This is a genomic window from Aliidiomarina iranensis (assembly GCF_003987135.1).
Classification (GTDB): Bacteria; Pseudomonadota; Gammaproteobacteria; order Enterobacterales; family Alteromonadaceae; genus Aliidiomarina; species Aliidiomarina iranensis.
Genome location: NZ_PIPJ01000004.1, coordinates 144424 through 157374, shown reverse-complemented (window position 1 = coordinate 157374; position 12951 = coordinate 144424). Strand labels below are relative to the sequence as shown.

General features: G+C 48.5%; 15 protein-coding genes. 10 read left to right on the top strand and 5 right to left on the bottom strand.

The window, feature by feature from the left end; all coding sequences use genetic code 11:
* Positions 1 to 32 precede the first annotated feature (32 nt).
* Entirely contained in the window at positions 33 to 1175 is a 1143-nt protein-coding gene (locus CWE08_RS07485; protein WP_126767207.1) for an alpha/beta fold hydrolase, read from the top strand.
* A 97-nt stretch (positions 1176 to 1272) separates the two neighbouring features.
* Here the strand turns inward: CWE08_RS07485 and CWE08_RS07480 are convergent, their stop codons facing one another.
* Together CWE08_RS07480 and CWE08_RS07475 are read right to left on the bottom strand one after the other, a co-directional pair.
* Positions 1273 to 1737, bottom strand: a complete 465-nt coding sequence (locus CWE08_RS07480) for a tRNA (cytidine(34)-2'-O)-methyltransferase (RefSeq protein ID WP_126767206.1) — start codon at positions 1735 to 1737, stop codon at positions 1273 to 1275.
* A gap of 54 nt (positions 1738 to 1791) precedes the next feature.
* Complete coding sequence (locus CWE08_RS07475) at positions 1792 to 2295, bottom strand: prepilin-type N-terminal cleavage/methylation domain-containing protein (RefSeq protein ID WP_126767204.1); 504 nt, start codon at positions 2293 to 2295, stop codon at positions 1792 to 1794.
* A gap of 311 nt (positions 2296 to 2606) precedes the next feature.
* Here CWE08_RS07475 and CWE08_RS07470 point away from each other — a divergent pair, with 311 nt between their 5' ends.
* The gene (locus CWE08_RS07470; RefSeq protein WP_126767203.1) at positions 2607 to 4283 is read left to right on the top strand and encodes a type 1 glutamine amidotransferase family protein; all 1677 of its coding nucleotides are present in this window, start codon (positions 2607 to 2609) and stop codon (positions 4281 to 4283) included.
* Positions 4284 to 4370: 87 nt separating this feature from the next.
* Here the strand turns inward: CWE08_RS07470 and CWE08_RS07465 are convergent, their stop codons facing one another.
* From CWE08_RS07465 to rph, 3 genes are read right to left on the bottom strand one after another with little or no spacing between them, the layout of a single operon-like run.
* On the bottom strand, positions 4371 to 5024 hold the full coding sequence (locus tag CWE08_RS07465; RefSeq protein WP_126767201.1) for an NADPH-dependent FMN reductase: 654 nt from the start codon (positions 5022 to 5024) through the stop codon (positions 4371 to 4373).
* 48 nt (positions 5025 to 5072) lie between these two features.
* Positions 5073 to 5717, bottom strand: a complete 645-nt coding sequence (gene pyrE, locus CWE08_RS07460) for an orotate phosphoribosyltransferase (protein WP_126767199.1) — start codon at positions 5715 to 5717, stop codon at positions 5073 to 5075.
* Positions 5717 to 6430 carry a ribonuclease PH gene (gene rph, locus CWE08_RS07455; RefSeq protein WP_126767197.1) on the bottom strand — a complete coding sequence of 238 codons (714 nt, stop codon included), beginning with the start codon at positions 6428 to 6430 and terminating at the stop codon, positions 5717 to 5719. The genes pyrE and rph overlap by 1 nt, the downstream gene beginning before the upstream one ends.
* Positions 6431 to 6652: 222 nt before the next feature.
* Here rph and CWE08_RS07450 point away from each other — a divergent pair, with 222 nt between their 5' ends.
* The 8 genes from CWE08_RS07450 to CWE08_RS07415 all read left to right on the top strand — a co-directional run bounded on the left by CWE08_RS07450 (position 6653) and on the right by CWE08_RS07415 (position 12838).
* Complete coding sequence (locus CWE08_RS07450) at positions 6653 to 7516, top strand: YicC/YloC family endoribonuclease (RefSeq protein WP_126767196.1); 864 nt, start codon at positions 6653 to 6655, stop codon at positions 7514 to 7516.
* A 173-nt stretch (positions 7517 to 7689) separates the two neighbouring features.
* A complete protein-coding gene (locus CWE08_RS07445; RefSeq protein WP_126767194.1) occupies positions 7690 to 8880 on the top strand; it encodes a tyrosine-type recombinase/integrase in 1191 nt (396 codons plus the stop codon).
* 35 nt (positions 8881 to 8915) lie between these two features.
* A complete protein-coding gene (locus CWE08_RS07440) occupies positions 8916 to 9728 on the top strand; it encodes a DUF6387 family protein (RefSeq protein ID WP_126767193.1) in 813 nt (270 codons plus the stop codon).
* Between the two features lie 112 nt (positions 9729 to 9840).
* Positions 9841 to 10098: an AlpA family phage regulatory protein gene (locus CWE08_RS07435; protein ID WP_126767191.1), complete on the top strand. Its 258-nt coding sequence runs from the start codon at positions 9841 to 9843 to the stop codon at positions 10096 to 10098.
* Positions 10091 to 10285, top strand: a complete 195-nt coding sequence (locus CWE08_RS07430) for a hypothetical protein (protein WP_126767190.1) — start codon at positions 10091 to 10093, stop codon at positions 10283 to 10285. Before CWE08_RS07435 ends, CWE08_RS07430 begins: the two co-directional genes overlap by 8 nt.
* A 311-nt stretch (positions 10286 to 10596) precedes the next feature.
* On the top strand, positions 10597 to 11904 hold the full coding sequence (locus tag CWE08_RS07425) for a DUF5906 domain-containing protein (RefSeq protein WP_126767189.1): 1308 nt from the start codon (positions 10597 to 10599) through the stop codon (positions 11902 to 11904).
* A gap of 159 nt (positions 11905 to 12063) precedes the next feature.
* Positions 12064 to 12300 carry a hypothetical protein gene (locus CWE08_RS07420; RefSeq protein WP_126767187.1) on the top strand — a complete coding sequence of 79 codons (237 nt, stop codon included), beginning with the start codon at positions 12064 to 12066 and terminating at the stop codon, positions 12298 to 12300.
* Positions 12301 to 12325: 25 nt separating this feature from the next.
* Positions 12326 to 12838 (top strand): hypothetical protein, encoded by a 513-nt coding sequence (locus CWE08_RS07415; RefSeq protein ID WP_126767186.1) that lies wholly within the window; start codon positions 12326 to 12328, stop codon positions 12836 to 12838.
* The last annotated feature ends 113 nt before the right edge of the window (positions 12839 to 12951 follow it).

Sequence of the window (12951 nt, the reverse complement as noted above, 5' to 3'; positions counted from 1 at the left end):
AACTTGGTATGAAAGGGTAGTAAGGATAATTCATGAGTGAAATGGCCAGTAAGTACGCACTTGCGGTGCTCAATCGCCGCCCGGCTGATAATCAAAGTGCATGGCTAGATTGGGCGCGTGAAGATCTTTATGAGTTTTATCGTTACGCTGAACATGGTGAATTTCGCAGTAGCGATGGCCATGAAATTCGCTACGCGCTATTTGAAAATAAAGTATTACCTGAAGAAGCCAACACATCTTCAGTGAGCGACCCCCTCAACGACCCAACCGATCAGTTTGTTGCCAGCCTTGCGCAAGCAAAAGAAGAACCCGCCGAGCCGCACCGTGGTTGGGTGGTTATTGCGCCGGGTAGAATAGAATCCTACTTAAAGTATCAAGAAATCACATTGGAACTTGTGGCCGCCGGCTACTCCGTGGCAATGATCGACCACCGAGGGCAAGGCCACTCTTCGCGATTAACCCACCACCATCAGCATGGGCATGTAAATAACTTTACCGATTATGTCCGTGATTTTGCCGAATGGATGCAACTGATCGAGCCCCGAATTGGTGATGCGCCGGCCTATATACTTTCTCACTCGATGGGCGGCGCCATTGCCGCACAATACTTACAACAATTTGCCGGTAGCTCGGAGTTTCCGTTTAACCCGTTTAAGAAAATTGTGTTTTGCGCGCCCATGTTTGGCATTCAAACTCGGCCGTTTCCGTTCTGGATTGCCAAACCGCTTACTAGGTTTTTAGCTTTTTTGAACAGTATTCTGGCACCGAAAAAGCCTTGGTATGCGCCAACCACCGGCGATTACATTATGCTGCCGTTCGCCGAAAACTTACTCACACATAGTGAGAGCCGCTACAGCTGGTTTAGCAACATGTACCACGATATGGAAAATATTAAAGTGGGTGGCCCTACTAATTACTGGGTGGCCGAGGCCATTTTGGCGGCGCGCCAAGTAGTGCTCCAGGCTGAGCGCTTAAAAATTCCAGCGCTCGTTTTGCAAGGTGCGGAAGATAAAATTGTTGCGCCCAAGCCGCAACAGGAATTTATTGAGCGGCAGAAAAATAGTGCCAGTAAATTAAAGCGCATAGAGGGTGCACGGCACGAAATTTTAATGGAAAACGATGCCATCAGAGAGCCAGCCATGAAGCAAATTTTGCAATTTTTGCGCGCTAAATAGCGGCTACGTAGCAGGCAATTTAAAACAGCAAGCAGCTCAAATAGCAGGAAACGCCGGCGTATTGCAGCATGTAGGTGCATATCCTAGTTTCTGGCCCTTAACTACCACCCGCAAACTCATGCTGGCGCCAGGCTTCATAGCTCACCAGTGCCACTGTGTTTGAAAGGTTCAACGAGCGGTTATTTGGCATCATGGGCACGCGCAGCCGCAGCTCTGGCTGAATTTGCCCCATTACATCTGCTGGCAAACCGCTGGTTTCAGAACCAAAGAGCAAAACATCACCAGGTTGGTATTGGAGTTCCGTGTAGCCACGGGTGCCTTTTGTGGTGATCGCGTAAATATTATGGCCAACAAACTTCTCAGCAAATGCGGCAAAATTTGGATAACGCTCCACGTTGCTTAAATCGTGATAATCCAACCCAGCTCGGCGCAACTTCTTTTCTTCTAAATCAAAACCCAAAGGCTCAATCAAATGCAAAGCGCAGCCGTTGTTCGCACATAGCCTTATGATATTACCCGTATTAGCCGCCATTACCGGATTGTGTAAAACAATATGAAACATCGAAGGGTTTTCTCCATTCAAAACCAAAGTAAGCGCTACGAACCGGAGTGTATATTAACAGCCTGAATCAAAAAATGTATAAGTTGGCGCATCACCAGGATTTGTTGGTGGGCGATAGGCAAGGTAACAATCGGGTCTGAGAAGTGGAATGTTATTATTGGTGGGGCCACTAGAGCCAATAATACGCGCGGGTGAAAAGAACAATTGTGTTCCGCCGAAGGTATTACCATATCGCCAATCTTCCTCAAGCGACAAGGCGTTTGGCAGGCCTTTAATGCGATCGCCCGTAGGGTAACCGTAAACAGTTTCTATGTCGCTCACACCATCACCATCCAGATCGACAGTGCCAAGCACTTTGCCAGCTTCACCTTGGATCAATGCTTTAGCATACACAAGATTTGCGGCACTTTTACTCGCGCCCGCGAGTTCTTCGAGCAGAGCACGGTTGGCATCAGTGCTCAGGTTAAAAAAGCGTGGGGCAGCCGTAACCCCTACCACAGCTAAAATGATAATAACGATGATAAGTTCGATAAGGCTGAAGCCACGAGCTCTACCCATAATACTGAAACCATCCCAATTGGTTTTTACGCGTTAATTATTAAATGAACCATCGCTTTATTATCGCGTAATATTCACAACTGACGTTATATGTTGATCAATATACCAATTTTTAACAGAGACTGGACAAAGTTTAGAATTTACAACCATAAAGAAACTTAACAGCGAGCGCACACTCAAATGCGTTATACTGATGAGCTCAACCTCGCAGTGGCCTAAGAGTATTAAGCCTTGAATAGCTTAAGGGTTTAAATTAGGGGCTTGAAATAGGCCAACGCAATGAAAAGCCAACGCAACGAAAGGTAAGCGCAATGAGCAGTAAGTTGAAAGCAGTATTCGCCGCCATCAGCCTAGGGTTGATGTTCACTAGTACAAGTGTGAGTGCACAGGCGGAAAACAACGGTTCAGCCGAGAATCCACAATGGAATCTAATGCTCGCCGGCAGTGAATTGCAGATTTGCTCGAGCATGAATTCTGATTACTGTAATTCTACAAGCTGGATTGATGCCAATGAAATGCGCACTGCGCGTTTATTTCAGCTTACTGATGTGCGGCGCCGCGAAACCTTGCGGCAGGCCATTTGGCCGCGGGAAAGAAACGGGGTGCGCGAAGAGCTCGATGTTGCTTTACGCGAGATGGTGGATTATTTCGGCCGCGGCGTAGTGCCCGAATATCGTTTTGTTGAACGCTTGCGCTCGCGGGCCTACCTTGAATTAATTATGCGCCTTTCGGAAGCCGAGTATGAGCGCGTGCTTGATAACTTGGAAATGCCACGCCTTGAAGGCTTGAATGAAGTAGTGAACCTGGCAGAGGGCAAAGATAATAGTGCCGTGTTTGTGAACGAGTTTGTGCAAATGGCGGCGCAAATCAAAGGTGATACCCCTACTATTTTGGTAGTTACCGCGGGCGAGCGTGATAGTTTCCGTGCTGTTGATAGCCATCTTCAAGCATTTGAACAAGCCGGAGCCAATGCCCAATGGTTGCCTATCGATATTGCCGTTACCGAAGCTCAACGCACGGGTGCCTGTGGCTCGCTTGAATCGCTGCGCCGTGAATTGAGTGGAAGCTATGATCGAAACCGCGTGAACCCAGCTCGGCACGCTGAGCAAGTAGCGTTCTGTAACAATGAAAATGTGGCAGCTGAGCTTTTAGCTAACGCCGATGGGGTATTTTTCACCGGCGGCAGCGCCAATCGTTTAAGTAATACGTTATTACCAGAAGGCGAACCCATCAGTGCGCTGCAAGCATTGCGCAGCAAATTCGCCGAAGGTGAGTTAGCAGTTGGCGGCGCTGGCGCTGGTGCACAAGCGTTAGTAAGCGCTAACATGATCACCAACGGCCACAGCCGAGAAGCGTTAGTAGCAGGCTCTAATGCGGCCGCGGCACCAACTCCGGGCTGTGATTTCGATGATAGTTGCCCGCGTGGCTTAAACCCGAATTCACTCACCTATGAGCCGCTCGGTGGCGTAGGCGTGTTCCGCGCCGGTATTGTGGATACCGATGTAGGCCAGCGCGGCCGAGAAATGCGCATGTTGCGAGTAGCCGCCGATACCAACACTCCCCTTGCTATGGGCATTGATCGCGATACCGCGGTGTTAATGAATACCCGCAGTGGCGTGTTTGCGGTGCAGGGTGCAAACAGTGTGTTTTTCGTTGAAGGGGCGCAAAGTACCGGCAACATGTTGGCGGCAAGCTTTCATTATTTGCGCAACGGTAGCATGGGGCGTTTAGCCGGCAGCCGAGTAGCCAATGTGGTATTCGCAGAACAACCGGATTTCTTCCCAGAAAGTGCAACGAACCGATTTTTAGGAAATACGGGCATCAGCGATAATATTCATGTGGCGTGTAGCGGGCAGAGGCAGCTGCGCTTGCTACAAGATAACTTTGTATTGATGATGCAAACCACTGATAACAGCGAAACAGTAACAAGCCGCGGGCGCTGCCAGATATATAACGGCGTAATGGGTGTGGCCGAGCAATCATTGTAAACACGACTAACACAAAAATGCCCGCCAAATGGCGGGCATTTTTGTTTGATTTTCTAAAAATAAGAACTAGTTGCTTGAATATTTTTTCTACGGTGCATTGCGCTGAGCTGGTGACATTGCAAATGCGGGAGCCGTATCTAAGGGGCTTTCTTGCTCGCGTTGAGCGTTGCAAGCTTCAGCCCACCAGCGCAACTGGCCGAAACTGCGGCCAAAATATTCAGCCCAGCGCTCGGAGTTCTCACAGAAGTTACCTTCCGCATCAAGCGCCTCTTGCGCTTTAGGCACATGAATCATTGCTGAAACCGGCAAGCAGCCCAACTCACTTAAAAAGCTGCGCATGCCAATAGCAGCGCGGGTGCCGCCCCACTGGCCAGCAGAGTAAGTAACAATGCTACTTGGCTTATAACTAAAGCTCGAGCTACGAAAATGGTTCAGCATATCGGCTAAAGCTGGGCTCATTGAATGGTTATATTCAGGGCTCACCATTACATAACCATCCGCGGCTTCTATCTTTGCTTGCAGGGCGCTCAGCTGTTTCGGGCGGTTGTGATCACCGTAAGCAAATGCAGGTTTAAATATTGCTGGGCGTTCATAATCAATCGGGTCGATAAGCTCAACATCATGCCCTGCCTCGCGGATTAAACGTTCACAAGCGAGGGCTACGCGTAATCCCAACCGAGCAGGCTTTGGCGGAGTGCTATCGCGTACGCTTCCTAAAAATACGAGTATGTTTAATGCCATGCGAAGCTCCTTTTTGATGCCTGAATTCAGGGTTAAAAATCTAGCAAGTTAAGAAATACCGTAGGTTGCCCGATATTCCTTCATTTTTGCCAGCATATCTTCGTTGCCTGGCTGTTCTGCTAAATATTCAATTACATCGCTAAGCGTAACAATGGCAATCACAGGCGCATTATAATCGCGCTCCACCTCTTGAATAGCCGAAAGCTCTCCACGGCCCTTCTCCTGCCGATCAAGGGCGATAAGCACGCCTGCTAAGCTGGCGCCGTTCGCTTCTACGATATCCATCGATTCCCGGATAGCCGTACCGGCGGTAATTACATCATCAACCAGCATAATACGGCCATTTAGCGGCGAACCCACTAAGCTGCCACCTTCACCGTGGTCTTTTTTCTCTTTGCGGTTAAAGCAATAGGGCACATCTTTTTGATACTGCTCATAAAGGCTAACCACGGTAGCACTAGCAATTGGAATACCTTTGTAAGCCGGGCCAAACAGCACATCATAGGCAATACCGGAATCTTCCAATGCCGCTGAATAATAGCGGCCTAAACGCGCTAAATCAGCGCCGGTGTTAAATAACCCGGCGTTGAAAAAGTAAGGGCTAGTGCGGCCCGATTTCAGCGTAAACTCACCAAATTTCAATACGCCCTTACCGAGCGCAAATTCAATAAATTCCCGTTGATAGGCTTTCATTAGTTTAGTGCCTCTTTCTGGTGATCGTTCAGCTCCCGAATAGCGTGCTTTGCAAGCTCAACCATGCTATTCATTTCTTCAAAGCTAAATGGCTCTTCTTCAGCGGTGCCCTGAATTTCAATGATTTTGCCGGTGTCTGTCATTACCACATTCATATCGGTATCAGCCGCTGAATCTTCTGGGTAATCGAGATCGGCAACTGCTTCGCCTTTATAAATGCCAACTGAAATCGCTGCCACCATGCACTTCAATGGGTTGCCTTTAATAGCGCCCTTCTTGCGCAAAAAGTTAATGGCATCCACCATGGCAACACAAGCACCGGTTATAGAAGCTGTGCGCGTACCGCCATCAGCCTGAATAACATCGCAATCAACGGTAATAGTATTTTCGCCAAGCGCATTTAAATCAACCGCCGCCCGCAATGAACGGGCAATCAGGCGTTGAATTTCCATGGTGCGGCCACCTTGTTTGCCGCGTGCCGCTTCACGGTCAGAGCGCGTGTGCGTAGCGCGTGGAAGCATGCCGTATTCAGCGGTTATCCAGCCTTTGCCTTTGCCTTTCAAAAAGCGCGGAACGCCCTCTTGCACACTCGCGTTGCACAAAACCTTAGTATCACCAAACTCAATTAAAACGCTACCTTCAGCGTGGCGGGTGTAATTCCGGGTAATCGTTACCGGGCGAATTTGTTGTGCGGTACGGCCACTTGGACGCATGAAAACCTCTGCTGATTTGTAGGAATGGGGTGTGAAAAAACATCGCCATTATAGGCTTTTCCGCAAATTTTCGCCATGCCGCACAGTTTTTAAGGTAAGCGGGCCGTGCATTATTGCTCGGTATCGTTATACTTAAGCCCTGTTTAGCAGCTACAAGCGACACCAAATGGCGCAAAACTACTGAACAAAGAAACCTCAAAGCTTTGTTTAATAAGGATTATTATGATTTACAGCATGACAGCCTACGCCCGTGAAGAAGTAAAATCAGAATGGGGCACCGCGGTTTGGGAATTACGCTCAGTAAACCAACGTTATTTAGAAACCTATTTTCGCCTACCAGAGCAATTCCGCGGCTTAGAAACAAGCTTGCGCGAGCGTTTACGGAAACAGTTGCAACGGGGCAAAGTAGAATGTGGCTTACGTTTTACCGCGAATGCTGGCGCCAATACCGAACTGCAAGTAAATGAAAACCTCGCCAAAGCGCTCCTGCGTTCCGCCGAGTGGGTGCAAGAAAACGGCGCCAAAGCCTCTATCGATCCGCTCGATGTCTTGCGTTGGCCCGGTGTGCTAGAAACCGCAGAAGCGGACATGGACGCCATTCAAAAAGAGTTACTGGAAGGATTCGAACGCGCGCTAACTGCTTTTATTGAGCATCGTGCCAGCGAAGGTGCGAACATGCAAAAGCTCATCGAAGCTCGCCTCGAAGGTATTAGCAATGAAGCCAGCAAAGTGCGTGCTAATATGCCCGCCGTACTCGAGTGGCAACGGGAACGCATCGCCAGTAAGTTCGCAGAAGCAAAAATCGACCTCGATTCCGAACGCCTCGCCCAAGAAATGGTGCTCCTTGCCCAAAAAACTGACGTAGCCGAAGAACTCGATCGCCTCGATTCCCACATCAAAGAAACCCGCAATATACTCCGCAAAGGCGGTGCCTGCGGCCGACGCCTCGATTTCATGATGCAAGAATTCAACCGCGAAGCCAACACCCTCGGCTCCAAATCCATCAACAGCGACATCACCAACAGCGCCGTAGAAGTGAAGGTTCTGATTGAGCAGATGCGGGAGCAGATCCAAAATATAGAATGATGCACTGGGGGTGTCGGGTGGTTATATAAATCAATAACTTACCTGAAAATAATTGCCTCAAGATACCCCAAGATCACTAGCGTAAACAGTCCAAATGGATACAATAATGGATCCAAAAACTGGAGTTCCCACTCCATGTTCCGATTTTTGGATCCATTTTGAGATTTACGTGAATGGCAAAGTTAAATACCAAACAACTCCACGCAATCTGGAAGCAAGGCGAAGAGGGCCGAACCTTTCTCGGGAACGGTTTGATTTTTCGCGTAAGTGCTTCAGGTACCGCAACTTTTGAGGTTCGCTACAGCATTTATGGTCGGCGACGAATAATGGGATTACTCCCCGCTTTCCCCGCCCTATCACTTGCTGAAGCTGAACACCAAGCCGCCCAAATTCGTTACCAAGCCAAGCAAGGTTTGGATCCACAAGAGACAAAAAAGCAGGTAAAACAGAAGCCGTTTAAGCTTTTTAGGGATCTTGCGAAGCACTGGTTAGACGATATCGACGACCGGATTAAAACCGGGCACATCTATCGACGCGTCTACAACAACGACATAGACCCACAGCTGGGTGGCTTGCCACCGGACAAGATACGGCCTATCGATATTAATAACCTGCTAAAGAAAATACGTACATCGGGCCGACCTGCCATCGCCAATGACGCGCTGCATTACATTAAGCGTATTTTCCAACATGGCATGAAACTCGGTGAAGTGACGAACAACCCCGCCGAGCCGTTCCGGTATGAAGATGCAGGCGGTACCGAGAAACCCAGAGACCGAGCGCTCACCTTCAAAGAGCTGGAAATTTTGTTCAGCACCATGCGCAAATACAAAGACCAGATCACGCGGGAGAACTACCTTGCCGTTGCGCTCCTGGTTTGTTTGGGTTGCCGAAAAATGGAGCTCATGGCTGCCACTTGGGACGAGATCGACTTTAACGAGCGAGAATGGCTGATGCCAAGCAACCGCAGTAAAACCGGGAAAGCGATTCGTGTACCCTTGGTGGACCCCGTTTACGACTGGCTACAAGAACTGCACGTTCGCGCTGCCGGTTCCGACTATGTATTCCCGAGCCGACGCGCCAGCAAGCGACCACATGTGTCACCCGACACCTTGAATGCGGCACTGGCAAAGCTGCTGCGTGAAGAGAAGCTGGCGCTGGAACCTTTTACCATTCACGACCTTCGCCGCACCACGAAAACCTTACTGGCCAGCATGGGCGTTCCGCCGCACGTGAGCGAGCGTTGCCTGAACCACAAGATTCGTGGCGTTGAAGGCGTGTATGACCATTATGACTATTTTGATGAGCGCAAAACCGCGTATGAGAAATTGAGCGGGGTTATTGCGCCGATGGTTCGAGAGTAGATTTATGTGGTTTCCAAAAACTTGGAGTTTTTTGCGTGGATAAAAGCATTTTAACCAGATTAGATTTTGAGAGTTATGGAGTCCTATATGAACTTCCAATCGAAAAGCTATTGAGTGAAATTAAGCTAAGAGTTTGGCTTTATGCGCAAGACTACTTCGATTGTAAGAAACCTGACTTACTTGAAGAAACAGCGGCACACTTTGAAAGGTTCTGGGCAGAAAGATTCGTTAAAGGAAACATCATGGGTCACACATTTGGTGAGGATTTACACCAAGCCCACTTACCATATGTATACTGCGATCGCGATCATGTTGAACCATCGTTACCAGTCACATCACGGAAATCTGTCAAAGTACCATCCATGTTGGAGACAATAGATTGGGTTAACGCATTAGGTAAAGTAATGAAAGATAACTTCTATGCTCATAGTAAGGAGGCTGGTATTGAATCAGCGGAAAAAGAATATTTGATGTTTATGAAAGGTCCTGCTTACAGGCTTCACGAGATATTCGTAACGGTTGACTTCCTTCAACCAAAATCCCTCATCCTGAGAGATATGGAAAGAATTATAGACCAGGTAAAGTCTCATGATCTTACCTATAGCCTCATAGGTTCATCTTGGCGAGATGATAAACGACAGAAAATGCGTAACTACCGAGTTTTTGAACAAGTAGACTCGATTATTGTTGCTAGAGCATTCTCTATAAACCTGTCTAACGAAAAACTAGCTGAAATAATTTTTAAGAATAATCCAGATATGGATCCAGATAATTTTAGACGGACTCAACATAAGTTTATGAAAAGAATTTTTTCACAGAGGGGCTACCGCGAGCTAAGTTCATTGTAGTTTGGTTCGTCGACTACAAAAAAGTGCCGATACTTTTTTGCCTAAAACTCCAAGAAGATCAGTCATAACATCGGTATCCGTTATCACTCACTATCTAACGGAGACTTGAGCTATGACGAAACTACCTACACCTGATCGTGTCCGCCAAGCGCTGCTTGAGGCATATGGCGAAACCGAGCGCCTTGTGCGCGAACAGGAGCGCAAGCGGATCACGACTCTTTCTCGCAGCCGAACCACACAGCTAGAGCGCGAGGGTATACACCCGAAGCGTCGTATTCTTGGCAACAATAGCGTGGCTTGGCTGCTTTCTGACTTATTGCTGTTCATTAATCAGCGGAACCCAGGTTTGGAGGGTTTCAACGATGAATAACAACTACGAGTCAGTGGAGTTTCACATTCACGAAGCCAACCTCGTTGTGAAGTTGCTGTTTAATGCCGGAGCTGATGGCGAGTTTCCGATCACGCACAACGATGTGCTCGATATCCTCAACATGATTCGCAAGAAACTTGATGAGGCGGGTTTAACGTTGGAGGACTTGGCTCGTGAACAGCGTTAACCGATTGACCTTAATCGCCAATGGTCGACCCCATTCATTTCTACTAAGCCAGCCGGACGGAAGTCCGGATTGGCTCGCAATAACCATAGTTCCGAGCAAGTTTGGCTGGTTTTTGTGTGCAATTGCGTCACAACCGGGCGTAGTGGCACATCAGTTCAACCACCCGATTCAAGCTACCGGAGACTGGCCCAAGCGCATTCGCATGTCGCTAATGGAATGCTCCGTAATGTTCCACCAAGAGACGTTACACCGCATTCATCAAGAACTGCGCCGGAAGTTAAAATTTTTGCGCCAGTTAGAGGAGAAAGATCGTGCAGCAGCTTGATCATCGCGTGCTCTCTGACGGCAAAGAACTAAGTTCGGCAGAGCTTACGCAACTGGAAAATCTGAACAAAACATTCACCCATGTATTGTTTGGTAACAAGAACAAGATAGTGACGGTAAAGCCGTGCCCAGTGCACGGCGCAAACTTCGTCTTCTTGTCGATGGAGGAATTCATCAATTACGTTCGCCACTTGCCGCAGATTGCGGGTAAGAGTGCCGGAAAAGCGTGGTTAATGTGGCCGGGTAAATCATTCAAGCCCGATGGCATTGGCTTTTACCCTAAGCCCGAGAAATGCCCTGCCAGCGTATTTAATACCTATACCGCCTCGCATGTGGTGCCGTTACCGGGTAGCTGCGAGCCGTACTTAAATCATTTGAAGCACGTGATATGCGCGGGCGATGAACGTGCCTACCACTATCTCATTCAGTTTATGGCACACCTTCTGCAAAAGCCGGACGAGAAACCAACTACAGCGATTTTGTTACGCTCGGTGGAGGGTACCGGGAAAGGAACCATGGTGAAGCCGCTGTTGGCAATGGTAGGCGCTCAGGGAGCACATATAAACGGGCATCATCACATTACTGGACAGTTCAATAGCGTGATAGCAAACAAGCTACTGATATTTGCTGACGAAGTAGACCTTTCATCGAGCCAAGTAGCCGATAAACTCAAGGCGCTCATTAGCGAGCCGATTGTGCAGTTGGAACGCAAAGGACTCGAACCCATAGCGATACCCAACTATGCGCGGTTGATATTTGCCAGTAACCGTGACTTTGTATTGAAAGCTGGCCTAAAAGAACGGCGTTACTTCGTGTTAGAGCCTTCGGCTGAATACGCACAAGATCAGCGCTATTTCAGTAAGCTACACCAGTGGTTAGAAAATGGCGGAACGTCGTTTCTGATGGATTACTTGTTAAAGCTCGATATTAGCGAGTTCAACCCATACAAAGCGCCGACCACATCGGCACTAATGGAGCAAAAGCTGCAAGCCATGCCATTGATATACCAATATGCGTATCAGAACCTAAGCAGTGAGACACCTTTTGCAGGCCGAGCAAGAATATTGTCTACCGATGCCATCAACGACTTTATGCACTGGTGTGAGAGCCATAATCATGACGTGAGTTATGGCAGTGCCAGCAGCTCGGTGGGCAAGTTGTTCAAAGAGATCGCAGAGCAAGTTTATGGTCGGTCAGATCGAGGTGGTCGGTATTTTGAACTTGGTAGCGTTGATGATATGCGCGAGCGATTCGCAAGGCTTATCGGTGCTGAACCACATGACCTCTTCGACTAGTTGACTAGTGCGCGTTATTGATAATGATGTAGCTGGAACACCAATACTTGGAACGCTGCATCGTTTTAGGTAACGCGTTTCTTCTGAGCCCTCCAAACGATAGCAATACTCCTAGGTTTCGGTGTTCGTTAACGCATGCTCAAAATAAGGAGAACGAACATGTGGCACGTTTTACAAATGTCAGAAGAGTACATCGAAAAATACTTAAGACTGACGGGCCAAACCCGTGAGGAGGTCGAGGCAAGGTTTGCAGCCGATCGTGAACGCGATATGCGAGACGACTTTGATGAATCGGACTGGGTGCAAGGCTGTGACCCAAGCCAGCGGGAGAAATTCACCATGCCAATCGCATTTGAAATTGTCGGCGATGACAACGAACAAGAGAACAAAGAGTAAAAGAAAGTTAATACGGAGAACGCTCATGAGAAAAACAATGATAACAATGACTCTAGCCACTCTTCTAACCGCATGTGCAACAACAACCGGCACACAGCCCGACGTGCGAACCAGCGGATTTGACCAGGCAAAGATCGTGGAGATTCAACCACACGGAGCCTCATGCGGCAGTGCTGGGTGCCTGGGGCTCGGCGCACAATGGAACGAAAGCCACGGCGACAACGCCTTTTTTATAGTAACCAGCTACATGGACTATGTCGCCATTCTGGACGCCCAGCTAAACATCGACGGTCAGGTGATCGATTTAGAGCCCGCCGATGTCGTAACCGACTTTGATAGTCAATATGGCAAGGTTTCATCAAAAGGGTTCAGAACGAACTTGGACACCATCGAAGCCATCACAAAGGCCGATCGAGTGTGGCTGCGGATTAAAACGCCTAACGGCACCAGAGAGGATCGTATCATTGACCAGGACGGCGACAGCAAAGCCTACCATGCAATGAAACGGTTTATGAACTCAGTAAGAGGAACGAGATAACCTATCCCACCACTCCCACCTTACCCCAAGGCAATAAGAAAGCACTCTTCCGATGGGGAGGGTGCTTTTTAACTTAAAACCGACCCTACCCAGCTACAGCGCAATAAGCTTGT

Bases quoted from the DNA above. Each gene is read 5' to 3' on its own strand.
- CWE08_RS07485 (WP_126767207.1), top strand. From the start codon at position 33: ATGAGTGAAATGGCCAGTAAGTACGCACTTGCGGTGCTCAATCGCCGC.
- CWE08_RS07480 (WP_126767206.1), bottom strand. From the start codon at position 1,737: ATGTTTCATATTGTTTTACACAATCCGGTAATGGCGGCTAATACGGGT.
- CWE08_RS07475 (WP_126767204.1), bottom strand. From the start codon at position 2,295: ATGGGTAGAGCTCGTGGCTTCAGCCTTATCGAACTTATCATCGTTATT.
- CWE08_RS07470 (WP_126767203.1), top strand. From the start codon at position 2,607: ATGAGCAGTAAGTTGAAAGCAGTATTCGCCGCCATCAGCCTAGGGTTG.
- CWE08_RS07465 (WP_126767201.1), bottom strand. From the start codon at position 5,024: ATGGCATTAAACATACTCGTATTTTTAGGAAGCGTACGCGATAGCACT.
- pyrE (WP_126767199.1), bottom strand. From the start codon at position 5,717: ATGAAAGCCTATCAACGGGAATTTATTGAATTTGCGCTCGGTAAGGGC.
- rph (WP_126767197.1), bottom strand. From the start codon at position 6,430: ATGCGTCCAAGTGGCCGTACCGCACAACAAATTCGCCCGGTAACGATT.
- CWE08_RS07450 (WP_126767196.1), top strand. From the start codon at position 6,653: ATGATTTACAGCATGACAGCCTACGCCCGTGAAGAAGTAAAATCAGAA.
- CWE08_RS07445 (WP_126767194.1), top strand. From the start codon at position 7,690: ATGGCAAAGTTAAATACCAAACAACTCCACGCAATCTGGAAGCAAGGC.
- CWE08_RS07435 (WP_126767191.1), top strand. From the start codon at position 9,841: ATGACGAAACTACCTACACCTGATCGTGTCCGCCAAGCGCTGCTTGAG.
- CWE08_RS07430 (WP_126767190.1), top strand. From the start codon at position 10,091: ATGAATAACAACTACGAGTCAGTGGAGTTTCACATTCACGAAGCCAAC.
- CWE08_RS07420 (WP_126767187.1), top strand. From the start codon at position 12,064: ATGTGGCACGTTTTACAAATGTCAGAAGAGTACATCGAAAAATACTTA.
- CWE08_RS07415 (WP_126767186.1), top strand. From the start codon at position 12,326: ATGAGAAAAACAATGATAACAATGACTCTAGCCACTCTTCTAACCGCA.